This window comes from uncultured Clostridium sp. (assembly GCF_963515715.1).
Taxonomy (GTDB): Bacteria; Bacillota; Clostridia; order Clostridiales; family Clostridiaceae; genus Clostridium_AW.
In genome coordinates, this window is the sequence record NZ_CAUPZS010000020.1 from 1 (window position 1) to 26,984 (window position 26,984).

The following is a 26,984-nucleotide window of genomic DNA, read 5'->3' on the forward strand; positions in this document are numbered from 1 at the left end:
TCATATCATCTCTGAACTCTTCCCATTCAACTACATTAGCAAATTGTTTTTTAAAAAACGCCATATATTATCATTCCTTTCACTTCATCCTATTATCATCAAGAGTTCTAAAAGCTACCTCTGCTGCCGCTGTGTGAGTGACCACCTGATGTGACTCCACCCCCGCCACCACCGCCTCCTCCAGAACTACTGTTACTAGAAGTATTTTGGGATGGCTTTCGAACTTTTGTGACTGTTGTTCTTATATAATCGTCCCTTCTTTGAATTATTCTCGAATTGTTAGAGTCTCGGTAAGTACCTTCATTAACGGTTATCTTACTCCCTGAATTATGGGCCATAATGCCAACAATAATCCCAGCTGTTGCAAGAGAGGCAATGATCTGAAACCCTAAATTAAATACTACATTATCCGGATTCACTCCTGGCCTTATTCCCATATACTTATAGGAAGTTTTAATAAAGTCATGAAAAGCCTTATAATAATCTCCCTGCGATAAATCAGGTGTAATTTTACTTCTTATAAGATCAAGCCTACTGTCATCTAGATATTCCTTTCCTAGATAAAAACCTGCTAAATACACTTCCCTATTTTCCATATCAATTGTTAATATAGCACAATTACCATGGGGCTTGTCATATCCTAAGGCTTCTTCATCATAAAAGTCTTGCATGTATTTTACTACATCTTTACCTTCCATATCATTGGAGGTTAATATAACCATGTCTGTTTTTCTTTTAGCACTGTATTTACTAGATATAACTTCAAGCTCCTCTATTTCCTCTGGGGTTAAAAGGCCTGCAAAGTCATAAATCCTTTGTTTTGCATCGGAAGCAGCTATTGCTACATTTGATACAAAAGGCAGAAAAATGAGTAACATAATTAAAAATAGAATTCCTTTTAAATATGTTTTTCTTTTCACCAAAGGCCACCTCCCATAATCACTGATATTAATTTTAGTATTATGAATGTAGCTCCAGCAATTCCTCCAAACCACATTGCAACTTTCTCAAAACTAATAGGAGGTTTGCCCACAACCTTACCTGTCTGTCCATTCATGGCAAAGGTATGTTCAGATTTATTATAATCATAACAAACCATCCACACAGGAAGAAGGGTGTAATAAGCCTGCCTTGACCTAGTATCAATTTGTTTGCTATTATAGTTAACTGAAGAATACCCAGTTATGGTTGAACTTATATAGGACTCTATATAGGTTCCTATTTTTGATTTAGCCCTTGGGAGTAGATCCTTATCATCAAAATTGTATTTTTCTGCAATATATCCCGCAAGATAAGGGGTTTTGAAGTCCTTAAAATTATTATATGGTTCCAACTTGTCCATAATTTCATCGCTCATTTTTTCAGAAGCATCAACGGGTACCTTTATATAATCAATATTGATATCTCGGTACACATCGTAATGCTTCGTTTCTGTATATATATAATCACCCCTAGTATATTTTGAAACTTTAGTACAATGAGCGTTTACCTTAACTTTGCTATTTAGATCGTATAACCAAAAGGGAACATACATCCCTGTTATATCCTTTACTCTATCAGCTGTCATGAATCCCTTTGGAGTGAGGCGCCCGTTCTTGCACCAAGATTTAAATGCTTTCATAGCCTCCTCCTTGCTAATGGTAAAAGGAATAATCTTTACCGGCGCCATTGCTCCAGATAACCTGTCTCCAAGAACAACTCCTGCACCGCAAAAACTACAAGTAGTTGCGGTAGTTTCCGCATCCGTCATAAGTACTGCTCCACAATTTTTACAATGGTATTCTTTTGCTTCATCTTCTGAAAAAGTAGTGGTAATAAATTCTTCAGAAAAGTCTTCTATATTATCTTTTCTTCCACAACTATGGCAAGATAGCTTCCCTGATTGGCTATCAAAGACCATGTCACCACCACAACTAGGACATTTATAATGTATTACCATGATTTTTTCACCTCTGACTATTAATTAAGAAGATAATTTATCCGATGACTACCATCCGTAATACTCCCATCTTCTACAAGTGAGAGATATTAGAACTCTTGAGCTTCAGCGATTTAGAGTTCTTATGCTGTGTATAACGGATGCTACGTCCCTGGATAAGTTCTTCTAAGCTTCAGTTGGAGTAAGTATTCCTTTTAAGCAAACTCCATCTGAAGCTAAGAATCACTTGATCATTATAAAAGCTGTAGCCAAAACTACAGCTTTTAACATTAAGGCATCATTACTTATTTATTTAATTTCGCCTTAAGAGCAGCTAATTCATCATCTATCTTTGTACTACTATCATATTTAGCAGTTAAATCTTTTATCTCATCTTTAGGGCCTGCATTAAGTTCTGCCATTGCATTGGCTTCATCAAAGGCTTTATTCACCTTTTCTTCCATTCTATCAAATGCGGATATAGATTTATTAGCACTGTTTACCGATGAACCGATTTTGTTAATTCTTTCTTGAGTTTTAGCTACTGCCATTTTCCCTTTAAGCATAGCTCTACGCCCTTCTAGTTCACCAATATCAGAAACAAGTTTATCATGCATTTGTTTCATTTGATCAGCATTAGAGGAAGCTACTCTATATGCTTCTTTTAGTTCAGCTTCTTTCTTTATTAATTCAGATTTTTTCTCTAAAAACTTTTTAGCATCATCTTCATTATCAGCTTCTAATGCTTTTATTGCATATTTCTCCATTTTATCAATCTCTGATGTACATTCATCTAATGCTCTTTTTATTCTTTGCTCTTCTGCCATAACAGAAGCAGTTTCTGATTTTACTTTACCTAAATCACTATTAAGATTTCTTAAACATTGATCAATCATCTTCTCTGGATCCTCAGCTTTATCTAATACTGCATTAATGTTACTTAACATAATCTCTTTAAATCTTGTTAAAATACTCATGATGACCTCCTTCTTGTATTATTTTATAGTAATAGTATCTATTACCAATAGCATTCACTACCACTCTAATATTTATTTCTATAATAAAGTTTTTATTCCTCTAATTTCTTAAGTTTTTCCCCTATGTAATTAATCCCTTTTTAACCTAAATTTATAATTTATATAAAAAGATGCTTAGTGTTATCGCCACTAAGCATTTCTTATTTATATAATATCAATTTTTCTATAAAAATGGCTTATCTAGGTTTTTATCAAAAACACCATTTTGTTTTAAAGGTTTATTCCACATTTGATTGACTAAATCTGTCTTAATAAAAAATTTCATAATTTTAAGATCAAATCCTGTAAATTCATATGGTTTTTTTAGGCTTTCAATAATGGCTTTATCAAAGGTGTGAGTTTGCTCATATATTTCACCTAAACATTCTAATGACTTAAAGAGTTTTTTCGTCATAAAACTTGACATGGTAGAAACGGTTGCTGAACCGCCTTTTATTACAGTTCCTAAGTAAGCTCTATTAAGTTCCTCTGAAAGTGAACCAAAGTATTTTTCAGCATATTTGTATTGAGATGATTCTGGAAAACCACCTTGCAGAATAAAACCTATTGATTTATTTTCAGAAGGCTCTGCAGGCTCTAAGTACTCAATAAAACGCATTGTAACTCCTGGCATGCTATGAATATATAATGGAAGCACAAAAATAATAGTATCAAAGTTCTTAACATACTCAGCAAGAGTCTTAGGATTTTCTTTGACTATATATTTTACCTCACAGGGAGTTTTCATCCCCTTTAAAAATTGATTAATAAATATTTCAGAATTACCGTTTTTCCCTTTAGGCGATCCGTTAAGAATTATTGTACTCATAAGCCCCTCCATTAAATTATTCCCTATACTCTTCTAATGTTTTAACTGTAATATTTTTTGAGTAAAATTGATCAAATGTACGATAAATATAATCTTCAAAAATCTGCTTACCTTCTTTAGTTACAAAATTACCTTCATAATAAAATTCTATATCTGGATATTTTTCATACCTGACCATATGTCTAAATTGTCCTGTTGATTCTCCTATTGATAGTTCTATTTGAGGTAAAAATAAAGGTATCATCCTATCAAAAAGACTCTTTAAATTTCCACTTACAAAACTTTTTGTAAGCTTAGAAAATATAACTACCTTATCCGCCTCTAAATATTTAAAATAAAATTGGTCTAAATCTTTATTTATGCACCTGCCAGGAGTTTTTAACCAGCAACTCCAGCAACCACAGCAGTCTTTAATTTGGTTTTTAGTAAGATCTAGCTCATAAATTGATTCTAATTCATAATCCCCCAATTCCCTTATTATCACAGTTTTCATCATTCACCTCATCAATTTTTCTTTAAACTCTCATTTATATTAATGCCAATAACTGTTAATGTCAATATTGAGAATGGACCCTATCATAATCTAATAAAATTTACTATTTTTTATATAGTTTCAATCTCAACCTTTATTGCTGTGGCACCTTCTAATTGAAACCATTTTAGATTTGCTTTAAAGTCGGAAGAAACTTTATCTAAGTTACATATATTTTCTACAACATAGGATTTTCTACTTTCAACATACTTATCTATTGCCACATGATCTTCACCATGCTGTATTCCAACCAAATCTATTCCTATTAGTTTGGTATTTAAATCTAGCAATTTATCTATGATTTCATTTGTTAAATAAGGTTTTGTTTTAGAATTAAAATATTCTTCGCTTCCATATCCATATTGCTCTAAATATCCTGTTCTAAATATTACAAATGAGTTTTCTTCTATTTTAATATTTTCTAATATATTAACATCTATAATATCTAATCCTCTCACATCTATTACCTTAACATTTATTTCTGATGGTAACTCTATATTTGATAGATTGTAACAATCTATATGAGTTCCTATATGTTGTCTTTGATGTGCTGGTTGTGAATCTCCCCATTTTAATATTTCCTGGGGAATGTTAAATTCCTTTAAATGTAAATTCATACTATATCTCTCCTTCTGATTCTATTATTTCATCCAAATAGTTATTAAATTTTTTCAAGAAACTAGCTACAATTTCTTGATTTTTTTCATCTACATTTTTGAAAAACTTGTTGTTTCTTTCTTCCCACTGCTTATGTTTTACTTCATGATGTTTATATAACCTTTCACCTAATTCTGTTAGCTTAAAATATATTTCCTTATCATTCTCAGGCTTTTTGTACTTATCGATAAGATTGCTATTTAAAAGTTTTTTGCTAATCTTACTTATAGCACCTCTTGTCATATTCATACTTTGAGATATTTTAGTAACATTAGGATCTTCTATTTTTCCTATGAGATCTAAACAATGTATTTCTGAAACTCCATACTCTTCATATTCACCCTTAAATGCTAGTTTTCCTAAGGTTTCTTCTTTTTCATATATCGCTTTAAGACTCTTCATAATAATATTAATATTATCCACTTTAAGCATCTCCTTTTTGTTTCCCCAGAAACAATAATATCGCTTTTTTGTTTCCTTGTCAACAATCTTAATAAAATTAATTTCTTATTATGATTACACTGCTAATATAATTTATTTTGTTTAATGAAAAAAGCCATAAGAATAATTCTTCCTATAGCTTCCTATAAGTTATTTTAAATCTATATCATTACTTAAATATTTACTGCACTCATTTTCACTATCTGCACTACATGGACTTCATCATTTTATAGCAGTAGAATTCATAACCACCTTAAGTGTGGTTTCTTTTATCATAATAATAAGACTTAACCCATGAATAAGTTTTCTTATTACTTTCACACCATTCAATAAATGTAATATCTGTATTTTTACTTTTATACTCAAACCAACTTTTATATAAGTCATCGTAATATTTTATATCTTCCAAAATGCACCTTATATCATTAATTTCATTCTCATATTCTTCAAGTAAATGGTTTGTTTTATTTAATAAATTCTTTACTTCTTTCTCATTTATTAAAATATACTCAGGTAAATGGTGACTTCCGAACCATAGCCTATCCATATATAACTTTAACAATAAATTAATAGTCTTTATATCACTAGGATCTATCTTATTTGCACGTATAAGTATATCTTCTGAATTATAATACTCTATGTTATCAATGTTCTTATAATTACAGCAACTATATAAATGCAATTGATATATCCACCTTAAATATGGCATTTCATCATGTTCAACAGCCTCAACAATTACAGGCAATATTATTCCTTCTATTATTGGCTGCTGAAAGTCTTTGATGTTTTCTTTTTCAAATCTTTCATTACAAAGATACTCAACAAACTTTCGCTTATCATCTTTACTCTTTGACTCCAAATATTCAACTAACTTTTTCAATTTTATATTTGCAATCTTTTTTAATCCCTTGTTTCTAGTCTCTGCATAATTATTCCAAAGACTTGATATATCAACATCTAGATAATCTATTAAATTCATTCTATCTCTCCCACTTCATATAACTATACAAGATACTCTATCTGCTTAGGTTCACTCATACTTTCGATAACTGATTTTATTTTATCTCTATCTCCACTTTGAAAAAGTTCTTTATATTCCTCCTTTAAAAATCTTACATGGGCCTGTATAGAATCATCAGTAATATCATCTCCCCAATCTACTACAGATGTTCCTAGTTGGATAAATAAAAATTCTTCAAAATCATTAGCCAAAAGATCCATGTCTCCTGTATCATGTCCATATACAGTTACTTTTGGCTCTTTCTTATTCTCCTCATACCAAAAACAATACAAATCCCCTGAACCCATTTGCCCAAAAGGAATAAACCTATATTTAGGATTAATTTTTACCTTTCCAAGTTTATAATCTTCATCATACTCTAACATTTCCTCAAAGTAATTTATTGTTTCTTGTATTTCTGGAAAAACAACTGGTTCACAATCACCTCCAACCCTATAAAAAAATGATTCTATATTCATTTCAACTGTCTCTCTATTTTGATTAAGCCAATCATATGAATGCTTTAACCATTCCATTGCTCCAGATCTATAAATTTCATGAAAAGTTCTTGGAAACTTTACACCAAGCATACTTTCTAATTCTTCTAGGGTAACAGCAGTATCCATACATATCCTCCTCAATATAATTTTTTATCATATATGTCTAATCTTGCAATATCGAAAAACATATACTCACCTATTAATCGTTCATCTCTTGAAAAGTACCCTAAATCAAATTCTGCAATACCACAATCAACTATAACAGGATTAACTGATACTATTTGTCCATATGCAGAATAAGACCATATACTATTTGACTTAATAATTAAATCCTTCACTTTATCTTTATTCTCACTAAACATAACTTCCCATTGAATGTCTATCCCCTCTAAAAAATCAAATTCAACCTTATAAGAGTTTCCAACCTCAAAACCTACTGGAAATCCAAATGCACGGTATTCTTTATTATTAATCTCAAAGGTTACAATCGCTTCATTTGCTTCTTCTGAAAGCCATTCCATTTCCACTATCTTTACTTCTATATCATCTTTTATTTTAATCACCTTCTAAAAGTATCTAATAAATAAAAACTTAATACCTTAATGACGTTTCTCTCCCTCTTTCATTCAGTTCGGTCAATAGAGCAATTAATAAATATTATTTATTATAAATGTTAGATAATTTTTTTATACGATGGATAAGCTCTTTACGTACATTTTCAGGGGCTAAACATTCACATTTATCTCCAAACCCCAGCAAAATATTATATCCTAAATCATCTTCTACAAATGGAAAGTCAACCATAAATTGATCATCCCCATAAGGCTTAATATTTTCTTCCCCACAACGTTCAATCATTTGTTCTCTAAGAGACCAATCCACTAAAAGCTTAATTGTAATAAGTCTTTTATCTATCCAACCCTTTCCATCTAACGGCTTTGCCTGAAATTCTCGTGGTATAAATGTAGAATCTGATATTTCAAGATTTGAAATTCGAGATAGTTTAAAAACACGAAAATCTTCTCTTAAAGTACAGTAGCCTTGTAAATACCAATGTCCTTCTTTTAATACCAATTGATAAGGTTCAATGCAACGATTATTTTTTTCTCTGCCTCCACCATAGTATTCAAACAATAGATATTTACTTTCATTTAAAGCTTTTTTTATTTTTTCAAGGTTTGGCTGAAAGTTCTTATTCCCCATCCATGTGGTAAGATCAATGGTTATTTGGTTTGATTTTAATTCAATATCCCTAAATTGTTCTTTAGGAAGTAGGCTTTTTACCTTTTCTAGAGTACCTATAATTTCTTTATTGGGTAGCGTTGTTGAAACGCTAGCAAGCCCCATTAAAAGTGTTGAAATATCTGCATCAGTAAAAAATTTTTTATCTACTTTATATTCAGGTATAATGCTAATGCCGCCATTAATACCTGGATGAGTAATAATCGGTATACCAGCTAGGGATATCGTTTCTATATCCCTATATATAGTTCTAGGTGTAACCTCAAACATTTCAGCAAGTTTTGTTGCACTGATTTTCTCACAATTCAGCAATACCATAATTATGGACATCAATCTATCTATTTTCAATTGTATCGCTCCTCAAACTTATTTATGAATTCATTTTATAACTATGACATAATGGTGTCAACATTTGTATGTTATATTAAAACTATAATAATTTTCTATGACATAATAAATTTATAAGGAGGAAGACAAATGGATTTTTCACGAGAATTTAATAGGATTATGGTGGAGCAAAGTGAGATAGCTTTAGCAACTTGTGTAGACAATATCCCAAATGTTAGAATTGTAAATTTCTATTATGATACTAAAAAGAAAGGGATAGTATACTTTTCAACCTTTAAAGATAATTCCAAGGTAGAGGAATTTTCAAAAAACAATGTAGTGGCATTTACTACTGTTCCATCTAAAGGAAATGAGCATGTTCGAGTTACTGGAGCAATGATTCAAAAAAGTGATTTAACAATATATGATTTAAAGGATGGATTTGTTAAAAAAATTCCTGATTACGAAATGACAATAGAACAAGCTGGAAGTCAGTTGGCTCTTTATGAAATTCATTTTAAAGAAGCTACAGTAACAATAGACTTCTCTCAATGCGGTAACATAACTCTATAATCTCAAAATATAAGAACTGCCCGGCTAACTTTTTCAGATAGCCGGGTAATTGGTTTACTAATAAATCCCTTCTATTCTCATTCACAATTAGCAAAATTTTTTAATGCAATCTCCATTAATTTACTCACTGCTAAGTATATACTTTTATTTTTTATGAATAATGGGTATAATTTAATATATAAAGCAAAGGAAAAGAAATGGAGGAGATTTAACTTGAATATAGATGTTTCATATGAAACTCCAAATGGAAAAGAATATAATAATTTAAGAATAATTTCAGGGATGAGTCCTAGGGATGAAGCTGCATCAGAAATAGGATTGAAAAATTCTATTTTTATGGTTACTTTAAGAGATTCTGATAAATTAATTGGTATGGGAAGGATTGTAGGAGATGGAGGATGCATTTATCATGTAGTAGATATCGCTGTAGACCCTTCTTATCAGGGCAATGGGTTCGGTAATTTAATTATGTCGGAAATAACTAAATATCTAGATAATCATGCACCCCAAAAATCTTATGTAAGCTTACTTGCTGATGTTCCGGCTGATAAATTATACAAAAAGTTTGGCTTTGATTATTCAGCACCAAGGTCTGTTGGCATGGCGAAAAGATATTAAAATTAACATTATATAATACCTATATAAAAAAGATATTTCAATAATAACCAATATTGAAATATCTTTAAATATATTATATCTCTATGAAGTTTTCATTTTCATCAACTTTAAATAGTGGAAGTCTTTTTATAAATATAATATCATCTCTATTTGAAGCATCTCCTTCAGCTAGAATTGCAGCTTTTGCTTTTACGATGCCTCCAGCTTTTTCAACTAACTTTTCAACAACCTTTAATGACTCTCCAGTGGAAATAACATCGTCTATAATAGCAATATTTTTTCCTTTTATCTTTGCTGCATCAATTTTGTCTAAGCACAAAAACTGTTTCTTTTGAGTAGTAATTGAATTTACTTCCTCAGTTATTGGTGAATCCATATAAGCTTTAATGCTTTTTCTAGCTACAATAAATTCCTTCAAACCTAAAAGCTTTGAGACTTCATAAGCTAAAGGTATTCCCTTTGCCTCAGCAGTAACAATTACATCTATATCCTTTAATCTATCTGCTATTACAGGCGCAACTGTTTGTACTAGTTCAGTATCACCTAGTATTACAAAGCTTGCAATAGCTAAGTCATCTTTAATTTTCATTAAAGGTAATTCTCTCTTTAATGAAAGTAATTCTAATTCATATGTATTCATATTAACTTACCTCCTAAAATAATCCTACAGCAAATCTAGTTATAACTCCTGCAAGCATTCCAAAGAATGGATCACTTATTGCTGTTACTCCCATAGTAACACCACCAACTAAACTATCTGTTCCTGCTAAGGCAGCAGCTGCATTTCCTGGTACTGTTACTAAAATACCTAGTACGAATAAGAAACCACTAATTGACTGAGAAGGTACATACTTACCTATCTTTGGAAGCAATCCTAAAAATAATATAGCAGCCATAATTAACATCATGATTATACCAGCTGCTAATGGATGTGGAGCACTTCCTGTTGCTGAGATTATAGATTCAACTGGCGCACCACCATATAATGCAGAACCCATATCAGCTAAACTGCTGATAACAGAAAGATGATCAATATTTACATTTGTATTAGCCATACTTCCAGTAATTTGTCCGAAGGCTATATTAGATCCAATATTTAAGCACACCATTCCAAGTGCTCCTCTTAATATTTTACTATTAAAGCTAAGTTTACGTCTTTCTATTTTCTCCTTAGGTATTTCAACATTTCTCATGTCCTTATTAAGAATATTTCCAACAATGCTTGAAATAACTACTGAAATAGTAATAGTTAGAACTAAATCATTTGTAGCAAAGTATATTATTACCGCAGCAGCAATTGATACAATACTTACAACTTTTTCACTTCTTAACATGTCCATAGATACCTTTGCAAGCATTATTCCCACACCTGCCATCATACCTGTGGTAATTGTTGGACCTATAAAATCTACGATTTTACCTAAAAATCCGAACATTCCTATAAAGGTCATTATAACCGCACCAAAGAATATCATTGAAAGCCTTTCCTCCATATCCTTACCAGCAGTTCCTGCGTATGTTATAGTTTCTGCTTGGAAAGAAATGGGTGCAACTGAACCTGTTAGTAAATTTCCAACTGCCCCTACTAAAAAAGCAAATGCTGTTGGAATTGAAGCAAATCCAAATGTTAATGCTAACAACCCTTGCGGTAAGCCATTTAGAACAACACCTATGATCGCTAGAAAGTCAGTAAAAAAGTCTGCCATCCTTGTTTTCCCCCTTCAAATTTTGCACTTATCCTCTAGTAATAAATAAATCCTCATAATCAGAACTTTTACGGAGTCCTGATAGAGACATCTAAAACATATGGTCATAAATATACGAAGATATCAACTTTTTTCATCTTTATAATAACACCATATTCGAACATTTTCAACATATTATTTGAAAATGTACGTATTTTTTATAAAATACTGTAGAAATTATTCCAATAGCCTATGAAACAATCAAACTATATGATAATTAAAATTAAATATATATTCTAAATGTACAATAAAAACCCTGAACAACACATTTCTGTATTATCCAGGGTTTTATATATATTTATCATTATGCATGAGATAATATAGGGAACATTAAATCTCCCCTTTTAAATGGATTATCTTTTCCTATCTTAATAAAAAGAGTAGTATCCTCCTCATTTACTAAACTTTTTTCATAAGAAGAACTATTATTTGGAGTAAATCCTAAAACTACTTTCTTACTTTTCTCAGTGATCACTGCATTAATTATACTATCTAACTTTACTTCTTTTCTACTAAACACATCTTGCAAATATAAAACATCTTCATTAAGCTCAAAAATAACTAAAGCATCACAGTCCTCAAGATAATAAATATTATCCCTCATAAAATACGTACAATAAAACATTATAAGAGATGCATTGTTTCTCATAGAAACCTTTGAGAAAGGTAGTGTATTACAAGCCATGTTATAAACAATTTCTCTATCTTTATCATTATCCATACTCATCTTTCTTATTTTCTCTGGCCTATCCTCTTTAGTTTTACTTACTGAGTACTGATATTCATCACACTTACTAAATCCAAATTTCGGGTAAAAGTCAAGAACACTGTCATTAGCAAAAAGATAAATAAGATCACATTTATCCTCCCATTCTTTTAAAACTACTTCCATAAGTGCTCTGCTCAATCCTTGTCCTCTATAGTCTTCATCTGTCATAACAGTCCCAATTTGTACATATCTCTTTTGCTCTCCTAAAATCAAAAAATCCATGATATTTACTGAAACATTGGATACTACCTTATCTCCATCTAACAAAGAATATGGTATATATTTATCTCCCCAATAGCCATCCTCATACCATTGTTCAAAATTAAAATCATAAGTTTTTTCCGTTAATCTATTAAAACTATTTCTTAAAATACTGTCATCTTTGTAATTACACTTATAAATATATTTTTTATTATTAATTAATAAATTTCCATCCATTTTTAGCTTCTCCTTTCCTGCATTTGTATTATATTCTTATATCTTCTATATCTTATCCTAGTATTTTTTGTGGAACAACCTCAATAACTTTTACTAAATAAAAATGAGCCATAAACTATATAAAACTAATTTATGGCTCATTAAGCTAATTATTTTGCAGCCCATAATTCTATTTCTATTTTTAATTCAGGTAAGCCTAATGCACTTATATATGCAACAGTCATTGAAGGATATTCTGTTCCAAATAATGAATCCCACTTACCATCTAAATAATCCCAATCAATTTCTTCAGTTGCCCAAATATTAACCTTAATTACATTATCAGCAGATAATTGTTGAGATGCTAATAGATCTGCAATATTTTTAAACGTATTTTCCACTTGATCATTAATTGATTCAGGAATATTGTTATTCCTATCCACACCTACTTGGCCTGAAGTCACAAAAATATCAGCATTCTTTGGTATCTTTGTTATATGCCTATATTTTCCCACAGGAGAAGGAATATTTGTAGGATTTACTCTTTGAATTTTTGTAACATTCTGTTTATCTATCATTTATTCATACCTCACTTTATTAATTTTATAGTAACCTTTAAAATTAAATATTCAAATTTAATTTAATTTTATCATACACTCTTTGCTTATTGCACGCTTGAGAATGCCTCTGTAAAGATTTTGAGCACAAATTATCTTCGCTACTTGTTTAAATTTGTCTATTAAAAATCACAGTCCTCTTTATATAGTAAAGTGGATACTTAATCTTAGACTAAGCATCCACTTTACTATATGTTATGTTGGCATATTATTCTTCTTATACTACTTTGAGATAGATAATATTCTTCAGCAAGCTGTTTAACTGATATACCTTCTTTATATTTATTATATATCTCTATATTTCTTTCTCTTATCTCAAGCTTTGAACCACTTGATTCACCCCAAGATCTCTTATTTTCAAATTTTCTTGGTATATATAAATAACCACCATCCATGTATTCTTGAATTAATTCAAGAACATCTTTAGGCAATATATCTTGTGCTTTTTTATATTTCACTTTATCTACTCCTATTTACTTTTGGGGTAAATAATTAAGCAAAAACTGCACAAAACACTTATTTAAATTTTTATATAAAACCCCTAACAAATCATGTTTTGATTGATATTACAGTCTTTGCTCGGAGCTTAATTCAATGAATCTGATTAAATTTATTGACATATGCATCCCCCCTTTTCAATTTATTTGTTCATATTTTTATTTATTTTCTTTTTTCCTGTAAAATAATTCTGTCTATGCTTTTTCTTGATAAAAAATACTTCTTAGCAAGAGATTCTTTATCTATACCATTATTATATTCTTCATAAATAGCTTCATTTCTAATTTTAATTTCTTTTCTTGTGTTAGTTATTTCTCCCCACTTTTTTCTATTACATTCTTTTTTGGGGATATATATATTTTTTCCTTCCACATACTGCTGGATTAGGTCCATTATCTCTTTTGGAAATATATCTTCAGCTTTAATATAGCACATTTTGTTCCTCCTAAATTTAAATCTTTTTACTTAGGATTAAACAAAGGCTATTTTCTTGATTATGTTTTATTAACGCAATAGCCTTTGCTACGCGTTAATGATAAGCTTTTTCATAAACCATTGCCTCCTTTTTATCTCATTATTTTTGTTTATTTTAAATTACGAATTAATTCTATTCCCATCGATAGGGTAGCAAATCATTAATAGTAAGTATCTTATCTTTTTCTATCATTACTTCGCATTTATAATTTTCATCATGAATTTGACAAATGAATTCTCTACATCTTCCACATGGCGGAATTATTGTTCCATCCTTATACACTGCAATTACTTTTGTTATTTTATTTTCTTCAGCAGTAATCATAGCTGCAATAGCCGCATGTTCTGCACAAAACCCCATAGAACAAGGAGTATCTATACACACTCCAGTATAGACTTTTCCACTTTCACTCAAAATAGCTGCTGCAACAGAACCAGCATAGGAGTTTTTAGAAAGTTCTCTAGGATTTAATGTATTTTTTGCAATATCATATAGTTCATCAAATTTCATATTTATAATCCTTTCAATTAATTTTTATATTTAAATTAATATGCAATATATCAACAATACATATTGTTTGTATGCTTTTTCGTCAGCATAGCTTTCCTTTGTTTCAATAATAAAAAAGTTATTTGATAGACTTAATTTTATCTAAATCCGGACTGCAAAGTACCTCAAGATTTTTAAATATCTTTTCTTCAGACCAATCCCACCATTTTAATTTTAATAAGTAATCAATTAATTCATCATCAGATCTCTTTTTTATAATTCTACATGGATTACCTCCTGCTATATGGTATGGAGGAACATCTTTTGTCACTACAGAGTTAGCAGCAATAATTGAACCGTCTCCAATATGCACACCAGGCATTACTGTAACATTCTGTCCAATCCATACATCATTTCCAACTACGGTATCACCTTTAAAGGGTAAATCTTCAAGTGTAGGTGTAGCTTTTTCCCATCCATTTCCCATAATATTAAAAGGATAGGTTGTTACAGAGTTCATTCTGTGGTTTGCACCATTCATAACGAATTCTATTCCTTTTGCTATTGCACAAAACTTACCTATAATAAGTTTATCACCTATAAATTCATAATGGTGCGTAACATGCTCTTCAAATTTTTCTGCTCCATTTACATCATCATAATAAGTGTAATCTCCAACCTGAATATTAGGATTTTTAATAACGTTTTTTATATAACAAATGCTCTTTATGTTTTCATTAGGGTAAATGCTGTTTGGGTTTGGGCCAAATTTATTCATATATCTTCTCTCCTTTGCAATTAAATTTAATTTTTTATGTTTGAAAAATCCCCACAGATGAACAATATCATCCATGGGGATCTTTCTTATATAAATATCTCTTACTATATTCAAATCAAACTTAATACACAATATATTTATACATGTTTTAATTGTAATATAAATAAGCATATAATTTTTATATGTGCATTTATAGTTATTTTATTTTTATATAAAAGAGTTTAATAGACGATATTGTTCTTAAAATGCGTCATTAAATAAAGTTCTATTCCAGAACTTTTAAAGCATTTTACACTATTTATTTTTAATAGTTTAGTTAAGAACAACTTTAATCATCCGATTAAATCTCCTTTTCTATAATTATAATTTTAGTTAATCTTATAATAAAACCCTATTATTGTCAACAAGTATTTATTTTTTTAAATATGAATTAAATTCATCCAAAGATTTTACATTTTCATCTAATACCGCTTTATAAATTAGATAACTAGTAACTGCGCTACCATATTCAGGTTTTTCTGCCCACGCCTTTTTAATACGCAGTATGATTTCTTTTTTCTCTGGAGTTAGTCTAGAAGGTATTGTCTTTATATGCTTTAAGTCTGGTTGTCTTTCTGGTTGGTCTACAAACCATATATCTACTTTCCAAATATGATTTGTATTAGACTTGCATTTAAGACCAAAATAAAAGCCATCAGGATAAATATGAGATTCTTCATTCCATGTACCTGTATCATTTTTAAATTTCAATTCTCTAATATAGGGGCTTGCCATTAAGTCCTTGGCTATGTCAGCTATTTTCTCAATATTTAAGTCATTACAAACTACTGTAATATCTAAATCTCGCCATACCATTAACCCCAATGCAGAACTTCCTACTCTAATAGGTTTTCCTACTCTTTGTAATAACTCATTAAGATTTAATAACTTCTCCAATTCCGAAGCTTCCATTTGTAAATCACGTTGTATTTGAAACAGTTCTTCCCTTGTAGAATTCATTTTGTCCTCCTTTAGCTTATCACAAAATTTAATGGGCTGAGTTACTTCTACTTGATTTTATTTGCCCTGGACATTTTTTACCATCTATGAACCATCTGCAATTTTTGCATCCAAAACATGGCTTATAATTATAGTCATGTAATGATCTTTCCATAAAGGCTCCATCAGCTAAGAAAGGTCTACCATATGCTACAAAATCGCATAAATTATTTTCAAGTAGACTATTACCTCTATTTAAAGTTTGTATATCATTCACAGCTATGATAGGAATATTAACATGACTCTTAATTTGAGTGGCAGTATATACAATATCATTAAATTTAAAATCATCCATGATTTCTATTTTTCTATCATTAGGTATGCCAGAAGATATATGCAAACTCTCCAATCCTATGCTCTCTAATGCTTGAGCTGTTTTTATATCTAAATTCAAATCATCATTCCATCCCATACGGTAAGAAATAATAAAATCATCATCAGTGAACTCTTTTATATCCTTAACAATATTCTCTACAAGTAATAACCTACTTCTTAGTTCTCCCCCATACTTATCCTCACGTTTATTTGCTATGGGAGATGCAAACATATTTAGAAAAATCCATGTGCACCATGTAATTCAATACCATCACAACCAGCTTTCTTGCATATTTTTGCTGCTCTAACAAACTCATCTTTGATTTCTTCAATACTCTTTTGAGTAAGATTATTTATAGAGTCTCCATTTTGATACCCAGTACTAGGATAGGCAAGTTGTGCAAAAAATTTTGTATTATGATTATTACATTCTTCGGCTAACTTTTTTATATATTCTATATGCTCATTTGAATAAGCACCTAGTCCACCATGTAACCTCATCTTAGAAGTAACTGAAAGATTTTGACATATCATAAGACCTATTCCGCTAATTGCTCTTTGAAAATAATAATCCATTAATTTTTGACTCATAATTCCATCCGTACTTATCGGTACAGCAAAATTAAGCATAGGCGCCATTACTACTCTATTTTTGAATTGCACATTTTTTATTTTGATTGAATTTAATATTTTCATTGAAATCTTCCTCCTAATAGCTTAATACAGTTTTAAAAATGCTTTCTTTCTTACTAATTTCATTATAATCAAGATAGTAAAAAAAAGGAAGTATGCACTTTTTAGTAATATACTTTCTAAAAGGAGAGTGTCATAATAATGAAAAGAGGCTGAATGTAATATAATGGACGATTATATTACAATGTGAAATAATTTAAGATAAAGTGTACATGCCAATTTGTATATTATATACTTTTATATAATATTATATAACATTACTAATTACTACAAGGAGGAAATTATGAAATATATTGATTTTGATAATTGGAATAGAAAAGAACACTATAAATTTTTCGAAAGTGTTGATAATCCTCAATTTAATATTTGTATGAATTTAAATGTTACAAATTTTTTAAGGTTTGTTAAGGAAAATAATTTATCCTTTTATTACAGCATGGTATATGCATCTACATATGTTATGAATCAAATTCAGGATTTTCGCTATAAAATTAGAGATGGAAAGATCATTCTTCATGACTCTTTGCAACCATCATTTATCGATATGGATGCTGGAGAAAATCTATTTAAAATTGTTACATTGCCTTTAAATAATAGTATAAAGGAGTTTTCAAATGCTGCTAAAGAAATGTCTAAATCTCAAAAGGAGTACTTTCCAGAGATAAATGTTGATCAAGATAAGTTAATTTATTTTTCATGTATTCCTTGGATTTCATTTACTAGCATTTCAAATGAAATAGTTATGAATAAAGAAGACTCTATTCCTAGAATATCCTTCGGAAAATATTTTACTCAAGATAATAAAATCTTACTACCCTACTCTATACAGGTAAATCATATGCTTTTGGATGGAGTTCACGTTGGAAAATTTATAGAACAATTACAAAAATTTATTGATGAAGTAAAATAATAATTTATCCGATGACTCTAAATTCAAAAGAACTCTAACCTACAATAGGTTAGAGTTCTTATATCCTTAGTCATCTGTAAAAGTTGCCATACTTGACAAAGGAAATATTAATGTAACTTTAGTTCCTTTATCGACCTCAGAGTGAATACTGATTTTCAATCCCAATTTTGAACAAAGCTTTTCACATAGATACAAACCCATTCCTGTGCTTTTGCTAAATCTTCTTCCGTTCTCACCAGTGAAGCCTTTTTCAAAGACTCTATCTATATCTTTATCTATTATACCTACTCCATTATCATCTATAATTAACATTACTAAATTAGCTTTCTTAACCGAATATATATTTATCATTGGCTCTTTATTACTTGAATACTTTATAGAGTTTCCGATTATCTGATTAATAATGAATTCAGTCCATTTTCCATCAGTATATACAGTTTCATCAATATCTTTTATATCTAATTTTATTTTTTTATGAATAAAATCTCTATAATTTCTTTTGACTACATTTCTTACTACATTATCAAGGTTAGTTTGTTTTATAATATAGTCTTTATCAACATTATTACTTCGGGAATAATAAAGCACCTGTTCTACAAATCCCTCAATTCTATACATCTGGAAGTCTATTTTATTAGCTACTTCATTTCTATTATTTTCAATTATCAGCTTTGTAGAAGCTATTGGTGTTTTAATTTCATGGACCCATGTCTCTATGTATTCTCTATAATCTGATTGCATATCTTTATAGTATTTTACATTTTCATGCATATCCCTGCTTATTTCTTTAAGTATAGAATTAAGTTTTTCCCCCTGCATAAAGTTTGCTTCCTTTATCATCTCTGGAAGTAGATATTTCTTGTCCATTTTTTCTAATACGCTATTAATCTCATCATAATAGTTTTTATATTTTATAAATTCTAAAGCCATATATGAAACTAACGGAAAAAACCAGATAACAAAAACAAATATAATTATAATGAAATTAATATTAATAGCAATCATTATAGCCGCTAATATAATAAACATCAACATATTGCATAATATTATAACAATTTTATCCTTAATAAATTCACCTATGCTCATGGCATTATATACCCTAACCCTCTTCTTGTTTCTATTGGATTTTCTATGCCTATCTCTTCAAGCTTTTTTCTTAATCTATTGATATTAACAGTTAAGGTGCTGTCATCCACAAAATAATCTGCTTTCCACAAGTATTCCATAAGTGAATTTCTTTTTACTATATTCCCCCTATTATTTATTAAATAATAAAGTATCTTAACCTCATTTTTAGTTAAATCCAAAGATTTATTTTTATAAATAACCGTTGCATTTGAAAGATTTAAATTAAAATCCTTGTACCTTAATATATTATTAGTTTTTAAGTTTCCATATGTTCTTTTTAATACATTTGTTATCCTCGCTAATAATATTTCTGTATTATAAGGCTTTGTTATAAAATCATCTGCCCCTAAATTCATGCTAATTAATTCATCTACTTCACTGTCTCTGCTTGTAACTATTATAATTGGAACATCTGATGTTTTACGTATTTCTCTACATATATAATAGCCATCAAACTCCGGAAGGTTTATGTCTAGTAATATAAGGTTTGCATTCTCATTTTCAATATATTGTATTATATTATTAAACTCTACAGGTGTATTTACTTCGTATCCATACTTTTTTAAAAAATCCTGTAATTCTTCTCTTATGACTTCATCATCTTCAATAATAAGGATTTTTTTCATTACTTACTCTACCTCCCTAACATAGAATATAAGGCTATTAAACTTTGGGAAACAAAATCTAATAGCCTTAATCATTATTATAAGATTAAATGTTACTTTTTACTATATTTTTTAATTAATATCCTCATATTTTACGTTTCTTTTGAATACCAGATAGCAGAATCATTCCAAGTCCAGTTAGTCCATATATAACTTTTCCAATTACTACACTTGCGGGCATAAAGAAAGCTGGTTCAACTGCATCAAGAGATTCTGGATATTTTGTAAAGAAGTTTCCTCCAAATAAATCAACTGCATATGGCAATGAAATGAAACTTACTAATATTACCGCTGTCATAAGTACAAAAACTAATCCTTGGTGATATTGCCCTCCGAAAACTCCTAAACCAAACACAAACAACATAGCAGGCAACAGTGTTATAACTGTTGGTAACACAAGACTTCCAAAATTAGCAAAGTCAAAATTTGCAGCATAGAAGTAGAAGCTATAGGCAATAGGCACTGCAGAAATTAAAATAAATCCTATAATAATAGTGCCAAAGCGGAGCATTTGAAACTTAAATGGATCAATAGGAGTTGCTTTAGTTAACGCTTGCACACTCTTTTCCTGTTTTTGATAAAGAAAAGATATAAAAAATAGTAAGGTAACAAGCAATATTGGTAACACTTTAGCAAGGTATGTTCCATAGCTCCAGCCAGAGAATGGAGCAGTATTTGAAACCCCAAGAATTATATCTCTACACATAATTTCACGACTATAGAGAGCAGAAATAATAAGCAATCCTAAGAAAAATTTATTTATAATCAGCCTTTTAAGTTCATATTTAAATATTCTATTCAAGGTTTAATTCCTCCTCTTTTAGTCCACAAGCATCTAAAAAGTCCTGCCATGTGATTCTTGTTTTTGATTTATTCTCATATAGTTTAGCTAAAATTTTATCCATTTCATCTTCGCCACCAACTAGCTTTTCAGCTTTCAAAATTTGAAGAGGTGATTTTGAATATAGTCGCACAGTTCTATTATTACCATCAATATCTCGAACATATTTTTGAGGCAGAATATTTAAATATTCTGGATGCCTAGTATAAAAATTATTATTATTTTCTTTCATGCGAGCCTTCCACATGTCCACATAATTTTTTTGAGCATATTCTTCTCCATGAGTTTCCTTAGCAACTCGATAAGTTGTATAGACAGTAAGTCCTTCAGCTGACCAATTTCTATTATTCCCACCTGAACCTATAGTGTGCACTCCCACCATTGATGAACAAGTTCATGAGCTAATACTTCACCACTTGATGCTCCTTCTAATGTATTACTTAAATTTTCATCATTAAAAGAGAATTCTCCCATGGTGCTATAATTAGGATATGCTAGTCCTCCTGGAAACAAGGCTGTTTTTTCTACTATTTTTAAGGGGGAATCTTTAGAAACATCATTTAACTTGCCATAATGATTAATGCAATAATCAATAGTATCCTTCATCACTTTTTCAGCACTGGCATTCTTCATAGTATCCTCATGTTTACTGCTATAGTAAAACTCTATAGGCAATTCTTCATTTCCCAACTGCTTCATAACATAATCACCAGCCATTAAAGATAACCGAGTTCCTTTAAGATGAACAAGCCATGTTTTCTTATCCCCATCCTCTGAAAGTAACTTCGTGCTATCACCAGTCATATTTGCTACTGCTTCACCATTCTCATCCTTTTGTGATGGATCCACTACTGGTATAAGCCCAGCGGGCATGGTAAGCTCACATGTAAGTTCAGAATTATCTCTGCTGTTTGCTACTTTGATATCGGGAAGAAGTTTATTGCTTGACAAATCAATATATTTGTCGCTAATAGTAGTATCTAGAATAATATCACTGATAAAATATAGAATTTTAGGTCTTCCCTCATATTCTATAGTGAGCTTAATGTTTTTTTCTTCAGGAAGGTTAAATATAATATTAGTTCTCATAGCATCTAATCTTTTAAATGTAACCTTTTTATCATTTACAATTATTTTATGAATAGTATATCCTGGATTTATTGTAAATCTGCATTCCTGTTTACTGCTGCTCAAATTTTCAAGTGAATATACTGCCTTTGCAGAAAGACTTCCTTTACTTCCATCAAATGAAATTTTCAAATCACTGTTTAACAACTGAAGCTCTTTATTCACCTTATCAGAACTATCCGCCGAATCACTATTAAACGCTTTAATAAGTTCTTCTTTAGATATTAAAAAAACATCAGGTTGATTTATAAAAGCGTAGCATCCACCACCAATCATTGCTACAGCCATTAAAGGAATATAAACTTTCCTTAAATTATGCAGCATAGAACCAAATATTCTTTTACCATAGGAACGTACACACAATAACCCAATTAGCCACAAACCGCCAAATATCAAAAACCAAAATAATCTATTATGTTTCATTAAGCGAAATATTTGTGCATTACTGAAATAATCTGAGAGTGTTGGAACTGAAGGTTTTATCCAATGCAAAATATTTCCAATAGGGAGACGTTCAATTAAGTTTGGCAACATTAATAGAATAAATGTAGCCATACTAAGATCTACACGATAGAAAATCTGATAAAATGCAGAAATCGCTAAAATTGATAGTAATACGGATGGAAGCATCAAAAGAAAGAAGCTATTTAAGTAGGTATATCCATCAAAAACATTGCCCATTTTTATAACTGTATATGGATAATAAAGGACTGAAGTAATAGAAACAGTAACAGTGGCTGCTATTCCTATGGTAAGTAATCTCACCACATTTAATACTAAGGGAGATACAATACTATTTGTTAGTACTTCAGTTTCATATTTATGTACCCTATTGAACTCTAGTAAAGTTAGTATTGCAAATAAAATTCCTCCACCTACCGCTCCAGCAATAGATGGATTTCCAATAAAGTGTCCAGATAACGTTTTATTAACCATGCCATCGTACAAATTATATCCAGCCATTGGGCAAAGCATAGTCAATATCATAATTAAATAAGCAATTTTCGAATGAAAAATACGATTCAATTCTACCCTTAAATAGGAAAAGAACTTCATGACTATTTCACCTCTTTCTCCATAATAAGATACATATAGGCATCTTCAAGGGTAGGCTCTACAGCTTGCGCAAAAGCTGGCAGTGTTTCCGCTACAATACGGCAAGCAATACCACGGGCTGTGTTGACCCTTGATGTTATCTTATATTCTTGGTTTACCCTTTGTTCTGTTTTTTCTTCAAACACTCCAACATGATTGTGTGCTGAGGCAATTAGTTCCTCTGGTGTACCTGTAAACAAAATTTGCCCATGATTAATAACAATCAGTTTATCACATACTGATTGTACATCTTCAATTATATGGGTAGATAATAAGACAATCTTATCCTGTGCGGTCTTGGAAAATAAGTTACGGAAATTAATACGCTCCTCGGGATCAAGTCCAACGGTTGGCTCATCAAAAATTAATAATTCTGGATTGCCCATAAGAGCTTGAGCAATGCCTACACGCTGCCTTTGCCCACCAGATAAAGTGGAAATACGCGCTTTACGTTTTTCTGTTAGATTTGTCTTCTCAATGACCTCTTTAATAACCTTCTTACTATTTTTAATTCCTTTTAGTGCTGCCATATAGTCTAAAAACTCCCACACAGTAAGTTCATCATAAAGCCCAAAGGATTGTGGTAGATATCCTAGACTTGCTTTTAACTTTTTTTCATTCTTAAGTAATGGCACACCATCTATAAGAATTTCTCCGCTAGTTGGTATCAATCCTGCTACAAGGAGTTTCATGAGTGTTGACTTTCCTGCTCCATTAGGTCCTAAAAGTCCAATGAGGCTTGGGCTTTCTATTTGTAATGAAACATCCTTTAATGCTTTTTTACCAGTTTTATATGTCATATTTAAATTTTTAACTGAAATATTCATGGTTTTATCATCCTTTCATATGACTTATTTAATATCTCCATGTTTTATATATAATGTATAGGATTAAATATTATTTTTTACTATATTTTTATATCCTGTATATGTTATATAAAAATATACTGCATAAACTACAATAAATAATAAAGCTGTTACTGAAGCTGAAAATCTAATATCTATTTGATTAAACTTACTTATTTCTTTATTAACTACTGCAACACCAATAATTGAATGGATTAATGCAAGGGTCACTGGAAGGCTAAAATGTATCAATACTTGAATGAAGATTGTTTTGTCTATGATTTTTTTGTTTGCACCAATTCTCTTTAAAGCTTTATATCTTTCTATACTATCACTGGCTTCTGATAACTGTTGAAGAGCTAATACAGCCATGCTGGTTATTAAAAATACTAGTCCTAAATATATTCCGACAAATAATACCGATGTTGTCGCTCTCTTACTATTAGAATAAATATCATCCTTGGAATAAGAAATTATAACTGGAACATTTAAGCTTTTATACTTACCATTTAAAAAGTTCTCGTTTATTTCCCTATATTTTTTATTATTTTCTTCTCTATTTTTATCTGAATACATTATATTAAGTGCGGAGCTACTAATTTCATTATAATCACATAAAAATTCATCATTTATAACTATGGTTAAAAAGTTATTCGGTAGCAGGTAAGTTGCAAGATTCTCCTCTATTATTTTATCATTTTTCACTAAATACTCTTTTCCTTTAATATTAACTTTCTTACTGCTTTTTAGCTTTTCACTAACTTGCTTAGCCAACACATTATAGTTGGACATAAATAAAACCTCATCCTCATTTAAACTTACTTCTTTTTTCTCCCTTAGTCTCAACATTTTATTATAATCAGATATTTTAACAAAGGATACCTCATCATCTTTATAATCTTCATCCGTAATTGGTAATAAACTACCTACTTTTACTCCTGAAAAATATTCATTGTAATCTGCATATTTTTCATTTTTACTCCTTTTAAAATCAATCTTATTTAATACATCTTCTAAATTGTCTTTTTTACTATTATTGTAAACTGTTATACTAGCATCAAAAGGTGCTTCTTTTTCAAGTCCTGCTTCAAAATCTTTCTTAAGACTTATTCCTGTAGATAATACAAGTATTGTAATAAATAGCATTAAACATATTACTGACATTGATATAAAATTTGTATTAACTTTACTATTTATTTGTTTTGCTACAAATATATTTAATCCTTTTAAATATACATTCTTATTTTTATTTACTATATATAGTATGGCTCCAGATAAACTAAAGAAAAATAATACTGTACCTACTATTACAAGGACTATTAATGACTTAAACATAGGATCTCTTAAATCCAAACCTATCTTTAGTATAGATTTATATACAAATCCAAGTGATGCTACACATAGAACAAATGATAATAAATATATAAATGAGTTTTTAAATTTTATATCTTCATTTTTTCTACCCGCTGTTAGTAAATCAATTATTTCGTACTTAGAAATAACAAATACATTAAACATCATGACAAGTAAAAACATTATTCCAAAGTATAATATAGTCTTGCCTATAGCACTTGTTGAAATAGCAAATCTATATTCATTTATTCCAACCTCAAGCAATTTTAACGTAAAAACAGATACAACCTGCGATGCTCCCATTCCTAATATAATACCAGCAATTAAAGATATAGCTCCCACTATAAAGGTCTCTGTTACTAAGATTCTAGATACTTTTCTTTTTCCCATACCTAAAGTCATATATATTCCTAATTCTTTTTTACGTTTCTTTATTAAAAAATTATTTGCGTATAATATTAAACCACCTAATATTATTGATACAAATACTGACACACCAGATATAATTTCAGTTAATCTAGATATGTAATCTGCATTTAAAGATTTCATATCACTAAGTGCCTTTTGTGAATCTATTGAGTTAAAGCTATAAAATATACAAACAGCTAATATTAGTGTTAAGAAGTATATAGTATAATCCTTATAACTCTTTTTTATATTGCCCAAGGCTACCTTAGAATACATTGTTATCATCACCTCCAAGGAGGGTTATAACTTCTATAATTCTATTAAAGAATTCTTTTCTAGTATCATTACCTCTTACTAACTCACTAAAGATTTTTCCATCTTTGATAAAAAGAATTCTATGAGCATAGCTTGCTGTAAAGGCATCATGAGTAACCATTAGTATAGTGGCCTTTAGTTCTTTATTTAAGCTTTCAAATCTTTCAAGTAATAGTCTAGCTGATTTAGAATCTAATGCCCCTGTTGGTTCATCCGCAAGTATTAAGGATGGATCGGTTACTATTGCTCTTGCTGAAGCAACTCTTTGCTTTTGTCCACCTGACATTTGATAAGGATATTTATCTAACACCTGTCCTATTTCTAAATGTTTTGCTACTGATTTTATTTTGCCATCTATTTCTGAACTTTTCTCTCCTTTTATTGTTAATGCTAAAGCAATATTCTCATACGCTGTGAGAGTATCTAATAAGTTAAAGTCTTGAAATATAAAACCTAACTCATTTTGTCTAAACTTATCTAAATCTTTTGATTTTAACCTAGTAATATCACTATTATTTATTATTATTTTTCCTGTAGTAACATTATCAATAGTTGATATACAGTTAAGTAATGTAGTTTTACCACTTCCTGAAGGCCCCATTATCCCAACAAACTCCCCCTCATCTACCTTAAAACTGATATTATCTATAGCCTTTGTTACATTACCTTTGCTACCATAATACTTTTCAATTTTTTCTACGCTTAATATATTTTCCATTTACAAATCTCCATTTTTTCTTTACATTAGCTAATATTGTTAATTTAACTTCATATAACTTATTTTATACGATTGTATTTATATCAGCAAT

At 29.9% G+C, this 26,984-nt stretch carries 31 protein-coding genes, 1 pseudogene and 1 riboswitch; of the genes and pseudogenes, 3 read left to right on the plus strand and 29 right to left on the minus strand.

Features of this window, described 5'->3' with window-relative positions:
- Positions 1 to 107: 107 nt before the first annotated feature.
- From RYO54_RS13445 to RYO54_RS13495, 11 genes are all read right to left on the minus strand, one after another.
- On the minus strand, positions 108 to 920 hold the full coding sequence (locus RYO54_RS13445; protein WP_315119694.1) for a TPM domain-containing protein: 813 nt from the start codon (positions 918 to 920) through the stop codon (positions 108 to 110).
- Complete coding sequence (locus tag RYO54_RS13450) at positions 917 to 1,939, minus strand: TFIIB-type zinc ribbon-containing protein (RefSeq protein ID WP_315119695.1); 1,023 nt, start codon at positions 1,937 to 1,939, stop codon at positions 917 to 919. The genes RYO54_RS13445 and RYO54_RS13450 overlap by 4 nt, the downstream gene beginning before the upstream one ends.
- Positions 1,940 to 2,223: 284 nt before the next feature.
- The gene (locus tag RYO54_RS13455; protein ID WP_315119697.1) at positions 2,224 to 2,895 is read right to left on the minus strand and encodes a PspA/IM30 family protein; all 672 of its coding nucleotides are present in this window, start codon (positions 2,893 to 2,895) and stop codon (positions 2,224 to 2,226) included.
- Positions 2,896 to 3,118: 223 nt separating this feature from the next.
- Entirely contained in the window at positions 3,119 to 3,763 is a 645-nt protein-coding gene (locus RYO54_RS13460) for an NAD(P)H-dependent oxidoreductase (RefSeq protein ID WP_315119700.1), read from the minus strand.
- A gap of 16 nt (positions 3,764 to 3,779) precedes the next feature.
- Positions 3,780 to 4,256, minus strand: a complete 477-nt coding sequence (locus RYO54_RS13465; RefSeq protein ID WP_315119703.1) for a flavodoxin family protein — start codon at positions 4,254 to 4,256, stop codon at positions 3,780 to 3,782.
- Positions 4,257 to 4,366: 110 nt separating this feature from the next.
- Complete coding sequence (locus RYO54_RS13470; protein WP_315119706.1) at positions 4,367 to 4,912, minus strand: cyclase family protein; 546 nt, start codon at positions 4,910 to 4,912, stop codon at positions 4,367 to 4,369.
- A gap of 1 nt (position 4,913) precedes the next feature.
- Entirely contained in the window at positions 4,914 to 5,384 is a 471-nt protein-coding gene (locus tag RYO54_RS13475) for a MarR family transcriptional regulator (protein WP_315119708.1), read from the minus strand.
- A 262-nt stretch (positions 5,385 to 5,646) separates the two neighbouring features.
- Complete coding sequence (locus tag RYO54_RS13480) at positions 5,647 to 6,372, minus strand: hypothetical protein (RefSeq protein ID WP_315119711.1); 726 nt, start codon at positions 6,370 to 6,372, stop codon at positions 5,647 to 5,649.
- A 23-nt stretch (positions 6,373 to 6,395) separates the two neighbouring features.
- Entirely contained in the window at positions 6,396 to 7,019 is a 624-nt protein-coding gene (locus tag RYO54_RS13485; protein WP_315119714.1) for an SMI1/KNR4 family protein, read from the minus strand.
- Between the two features lie 11 nt (positions 7,020 to 7,030).
- The gene (locus RYO54_RS13490; protein WP_315119716.1) at positions 7,031 to 7,456 is read right to left on the minus strand and encodes a hypothetical protein; all 426 of its coding nucleotides are present in this window, start codon (positions 7,454 to 7,456) and stop codon (positions 7,031 to 7,033) included.
- Between the two features lie 94 nt (positions 7,457 to 7,550).
- Positions 7,551 to 8,483, minus strand: a complete 933-nt coding sequence (locus tag RYO54_RS13495) for a YafY family protein (RefSeq protein ID WP_315119719.1) — start codon at positions 8,481 to 8,483, stop codon at positions 7,551 to 7,553.
- 129 nt (positions 8,484 to 8,612) lie between these two features.
- Between RYO54_RS13495 and RYO54_RS13500 the strand changes: the two genes are divergently transcribed.
- Both RYO54_RS13500 and RYO54_RS13505 read left to right on the plus strand, forming a co-directional pair.
- A complete protein-coding gene (locus tag RYO54_RS13500) occupies positions 8,613 to 9,035 on the plus strand; it encodes a pyridoxamine 5'-phosphate oxidase family protein (RefSeq protein ID WP_315119720.1) in 423 nt (140 codons plus the stop codon).
- Positions 9,036 to 9,248: 213 nt separating this feature from the next.
- Complete coding sequence (locus tag RYO54_RS13505) at positions 9,249 to 9,653, plus strand: GNAT family N-acetyltransferase (protein ID WP_315119722.1); 405 nt, start codon at positions 9,249 to 9,251, stop codon at positions 9,651 to 9,653.
- 73 nt (positions 9,654 to 9,726) lie between these two features.
- Here RYO54_RS13505 and RYO54_RS13510 read toward each other — a convergent pair whose 3' ends face one another.
- From RYO54_RS13510 to RYO54_RS13560, 11 genes are all read right to left on the minus strand, one after another.
- On the minus strand, positions 9,727 to 10,293 hold the full coding sequence (locus RYO54_RS13510) for a phosphoribosyltransferase family protein (RefSeq protein ID WP_315119724.1): 567 nt from the start codon (positions 10,291 to 10,293) through the stop codon (positions 9,727 to 9,729).
- A 13-nt stretch (positions 10,294 to 10,306) separates the two neighbouring features.
- Entirely contained in the window at positions 10,307 to 11,359 is a 1,053-nt protein-coding gene (locus tag RYO54_RS13515) for an NCS2 family permease (RefSeq protein WP_315119725.1), read from the minus strand.
- A gap of 36 nt (positions 11,360 to 11,395) precedes the next feature.
- Positions 11,396 to 11,497: riboswitch (purine riboswitch) on the minus strand.
- Between the two features lie 205 nt (positions 11,498 to 11,702).
- Positions 11,703 to 12,605 (minus strand): GNAT family N-acetyltransferase, encoded by a 903-nt coding sequence (locus RYO54_RS13520; protein ID WP_315119727.1) that lies wholly within the window; start codon positions 12,603 to 12,605, stop codon positions 11,703 to 11,705.
- Between the two features lie 149 nt (positions 12,606 to 12,754).
- Positions 12,755 to 13,162 carry a RidA family protein gene (locus RYO54_RS13525; protein ID WP_315119730.1) on the minus strand — a complete coding sequence of 136 codons (408 nt, stop codon included), beginning with the start codon at positions 13,160 to 13,162 and terminating at the stop codon, positions 12,755 to 12,757.
- 227 nt (positions 13,163 to 13,389) lie between these two features.
- A complete protein-coding gene (locus RYO54_RS13530; RefSeq protein ID WP_315119733.1) occupies positions 13,390 to 13,659 on the minus strand; it encodes a CD3324 family protein in 270 nt (89 codons plus the stop codon).
- A gap of 202 nt (positions 13,660 to 13,861) precedes the next feature.
- Positions 13,862 to 14,134, minus strand: coding sequence for a CD3324 family protein (locus RYO54_RS13535; RefSeq protein WP_315119736.1), 273 nt, complete (start codon positions 14,132 to 14,134; stop codon positions 13,862 to 13,864).
- Positions 14,135 to 14,306: 172 nt separating this feature from the next.
- The gene (locus RYO54_RS13540; protein WP_315119738.1) at positions 14,307 to 14,684 is read right to left on the minus strand and encodes a cytidine deaminase; all 378 of its coding nucleotides are present in this window, start codon (positions 14,682 to 14,684) and stop codon (positions 14,307 to 14,309) included.
- Positions 14,685 to 14,802: 118 nt separating this feature from the next.
- Positions 14,803 to 15,441, minus strand: coding sequence for a Vat family streptogramin A O-acetyltransferase (locus tag RYO54_RS13545; protein WP_315119740.1), 639 nt, complete (start codon positions 15,439 to 15,441; stop codon positions 14,803 to 14,805).
- Positions 15,442 to 15,852: 411 nt separating this feature from the next.
- Positions 15,853 to 16,440 carry a hypothetical protein gene (locus RYO54_RS13550; RefSeq protein WP_315119742.1) on the minus strand — a complete coding sequence of 196 codons (588 nt, stop codon included), beginning with the start codon at positions 16,438 to 16,440 and terminating at the stop codon, positions 15,853 to 15,855.
- A gap of 28 nt (positions 16,441 to 16,468) precedes the next feature.
- The gene (locus RYO54_RS13555; protein ID WP_315119745.1) at positions 16,469 to 17,026 is read right to left on the minus strand and encodes a tRNA-dihydrouridine synthase; all 558 of its coding nucleotides are present in this window, start codon (positions 17,024 to 17,026) and stop codon (positions 16,469 to 16,471) included.
- Between the two features lie 2 nt (positions 17,027 to 17,028).
- Positions 17,029 to 17,490, minus strand: coding sequence for a hypothetical protein (locus RYO54_RS13560; protein ID WP_315119748.1), 462 nt, complete (start codon positions 17,488 to 17,490; stop codon positions 17,029 to 17,031).
- Between the two features lie 280 nt (positions 17,491 to 17,770).
- Here RYO54_RS13560 and RYO54_RS13565 point away from each other — a divergent pair, with 280 nt between their 5' ends.
- On the plus strand, positions 17,771 to 18,397 hold the full coding sequence (locus RYO54_RS13565; protein ID WP_315119751.1) for a chloramphenicol acetyltransferase: 627 nt from the start codon (positions 17,771 to 17,773) through the stop codon (positions 18,395 to 18,397).
- Between the two features lie 66 nt (positions 18,398 to 18,463).
- Here RYO54_RS13565 and RYO54_RS13570 read toward each other — a convergent pair whose 3' ends face one another.
- From RYO54_RS13570 to RYO54_RS13600, 7 genes and pseudogenes are all read right to left on the minus strand, one after another.
- Positions 18,464 to 19,483, minus strand: a complete 1,020-nt coding sequence (locus tag RYO54_RS13570) for a sensor histidine kinase (RefSeq protein ID WP_315119752.1) — start codon at positions 19,481 to 19,483, stop codon at positions 18,464 to 18,466.
- A complete protein-coding gene (locus tag RYO54_RS13575; protein ID WP_315119754.1) occupies positions 19,480 to 20,151 on the minus strand; it encodes a response regulator transcription factor in 672 nt (223 codons plus the stop codon). The genes RYO54_RS13570 and RYO54_RS13575 overlap by 4 nt, the downstream gene beginning before the upstream one ends.
- A 124-nt stretch (positions 20,152 to 20,275) precedes the next feature.
- Complete coding sequence (locus RYO54_RS13580; RefSeq protein ID WP_315119756.1) at positions 20,276 to 20,992, minus strand: hypothetical protein; 717 nt, start codon at positions 20,990 to 20,992, stop codon at positions 20,276 to 20,278.
- Positions 20,985 to 23,146: pseudogene (locus RYO54_RS13585) on the minus strand (M1 family aminopeptidase). Before RYO54_RS13585 ends, RYO54_RS13580 begins: the two are co-directional and overlap by 8 nt.
- A 71-nt stretch (positions 23,147 to 23,217) precedes the next feature.
- Positions 23,218 to 24,081, minus strand: coding sequence for an ABC transporter ATP-binding protein (locus RYO54_RS13590; protein WP_315119759.1), 864 nt, complete (start codon positions 24,079 to 24,081; stop codon positions 23,218 to 23,220).
- Positions 24,082 to 24,144: 63 nt separating this feature from the next.
- Entirely contained in the window at positions 24,145 to 26,136 is a 1,992-nt protein-coding gene (locus RYO54_RS13595; protein ID WP_315119762.1) for an ABC transporter permease, read from the minus strand.
- A complete protein-coding gene (locus tag RYO54_RS13600; protein ID WP_315119765.1) occupies positions 26,126 to 26,893 on the minus strand; it encodes an ABC transporter ATP-binding protein in 768 nt (255 codons plus the stop codon). The genes RYO54_RS13595 and RYO54_RS13600 overlap by 11 nt, the downstream gene beginning before the upstream one ends.
- Positions 26,894 to 26,984 lie beyond the last annotated feature (91 nt).

Bases quoted from the DNA above. Each gene is read 5' to 3' on its own strand.
- RYO54_RS13485 (WP_315119714.1), bottom strand. From the start codon at position 7,019: ATGGATACTGCTGTTACCCTAGAAGAATTAGAAAGTATGCTTGGTGTA.
- RYO54_RS13520 (WP_315119727.1), bottom strand. From the start codon at position 12,605: ATGGATGGAAATTTATTAATTAATAATAAAAAATATATTTATAAGTGT.
- RYO54_RS13525 (WP_315119730.1), bottom strand. From the start codon at position 13,162: ATGATAGATAAACAGAATGTTACAAAAATTCAAAGAGTAAATCCTACA.
- RYO54_RS13475 (WP_315119708.1), bottom strand. From the start codon at position 5,384: ATGCTTAAAGTGGATAATATTAATATTATTATGAAGAGTCTTAAAGCG.
- RYO54_RS13455 (WP_315119697.1), bottom strand. From the start codon at position 2,895: ATGAGTATTTTAACAAGATTTAAAGAGATTATGTTAAGTAACATTAAT.
- RYO54_RS13540 (WP_315119738.1), bottom strand. From the start codon at position 14,684: ATGAAATTTGATGAACTATATGATATTGCAAAAAATACATTAAATCCT.
- RYO54_RS13535 (WP_315119736.1), bottom strand. From the start codon at position 14,134: ATGTGCTATATTAAAGCTGAAGATATATTTCCAAAAGAGATAATGGAC.
- RYO54_RS13470 (WP_315119706.1), bottom strand. From the start codon at position 4,912: ATGAATTTACATTTAAAGGAATTTAACATTCCCCAGGAAATATTAAAA.
- RYO54_RS13510 (WP_315119724.1), bottom strand. From the start codon at position 10,293: ATGAATACATATGAATTAGAATTACTTTCATTAAAGAGAGAATTACCT.
- RYO54_RS13460 (WP_315119700.1), bottom strand. From the start codon at position 3,763: ATGAGTACAATAATTCTTAACGGATCGCCTAAAGGGAAAAACGGTAAT.
- RYO54_RS13570 (WP_315119752.1), bottom strand. From the start codon at position 19,483: ATGAGCATAGGTGAATTTATTAAGGATAAAATTGTTATAATATTATGC.
- RYO54_RS13575 (WP_315119754.1), bottom strand. From the start codon at position 20,151: ATGAAAAAAATCCTTATTATTGAAGATGATGAAGTCATAAGAGAAGAA.
- RYO54_RS13500 (WP_315119720.1), top strand. From the start codon at position 8,613: ATGGATTTTTCACGAGAATTTAATAGGATTATGGTGGAGCAAAGTGAG.
- RYO54_RS13480 (WP_315119711.1), bottom strand. From the start codon at position 6,372: ATGAATTTAATAGATTATCTAGATGTTGATATATCAAGTCTTTGGAAT.
- RYO54_RS13465 (WP_315119703.1), bottom strand. From the start codon at position 4,256: ATGAAAACTGTGATAATAAGGGAATTGGGGGATTATGAATTAGAATCA.
- RYO54_RS13515 (WP_315119725.1), bottom strand. From the start codon at position 11,359: ATGGCAGACTTTTTTACTGACTTTCTAGCGATCATAGGTGTTGTTCTA.
- RYO54_RS13550 (WP_315119742.1), bottom strand. From the start codon at position 16,440: ATGAATTCTACAAGGGAAGAACTGTTTCAAATACAACGTGATTTACAA.
- RYO54_RS13450 (WP_315119695.1), bottom strand. From the start codon at position 1,939: ATGGTAATACATTATAAATGTCCTAGTTGTGGTGGTGACATGGTCTTT.
- RYO54_RS13565 (WP_315119751.1), top strand. From the start codon at position 17,771: ATGAAATATATTGATTTTGATAATTGGAATAGAAAAGAACACTATAAA.
- RYO54_RS13595 (WP_315119762.1), bottom strand. From the start codon at position 26,136: ATGTATTCTAAGGTAGCCTTGGGCAATATAAAAAAGAGTTATAAGGAT.
- RYO54_RS13560 (WP_315119748.1), bottom strand. From the start codon at position 17,490: ATGAAAATATTAAATTCAATCAAAATAAAAAATGTGCAATTCAAAAAT.
- RYO54_RS13545 (WP_315119740.1), bottom strand. From the start codon at position 15,441: ATGAATAAATTTGGCCCAAACCCAAACAGCATTTACCCTAATGAAAAC.
- RYO54_RS13555 (WP_315119745.1), bottom strand. From the start codon at position 17,026: ATGTTTGCATCTCCCATAGCAAATAAACGTGAGGATAAGTATGGGGGA.
- RYO54_RS13590 (WP_315119759.1), bottom strand. From the start codon at position 24,081: ATGAATATTTCAGTTAAAAATTTAAATATGACATATAAAACTGGTAAA.
- RYO54_RS13600 (WP_315119765.1), bottom strand. From the start codon at position 26,893: ATGGAAAATATATTAAGCGTAGAAAAAATTGAAAAGTATTATGGTAGC.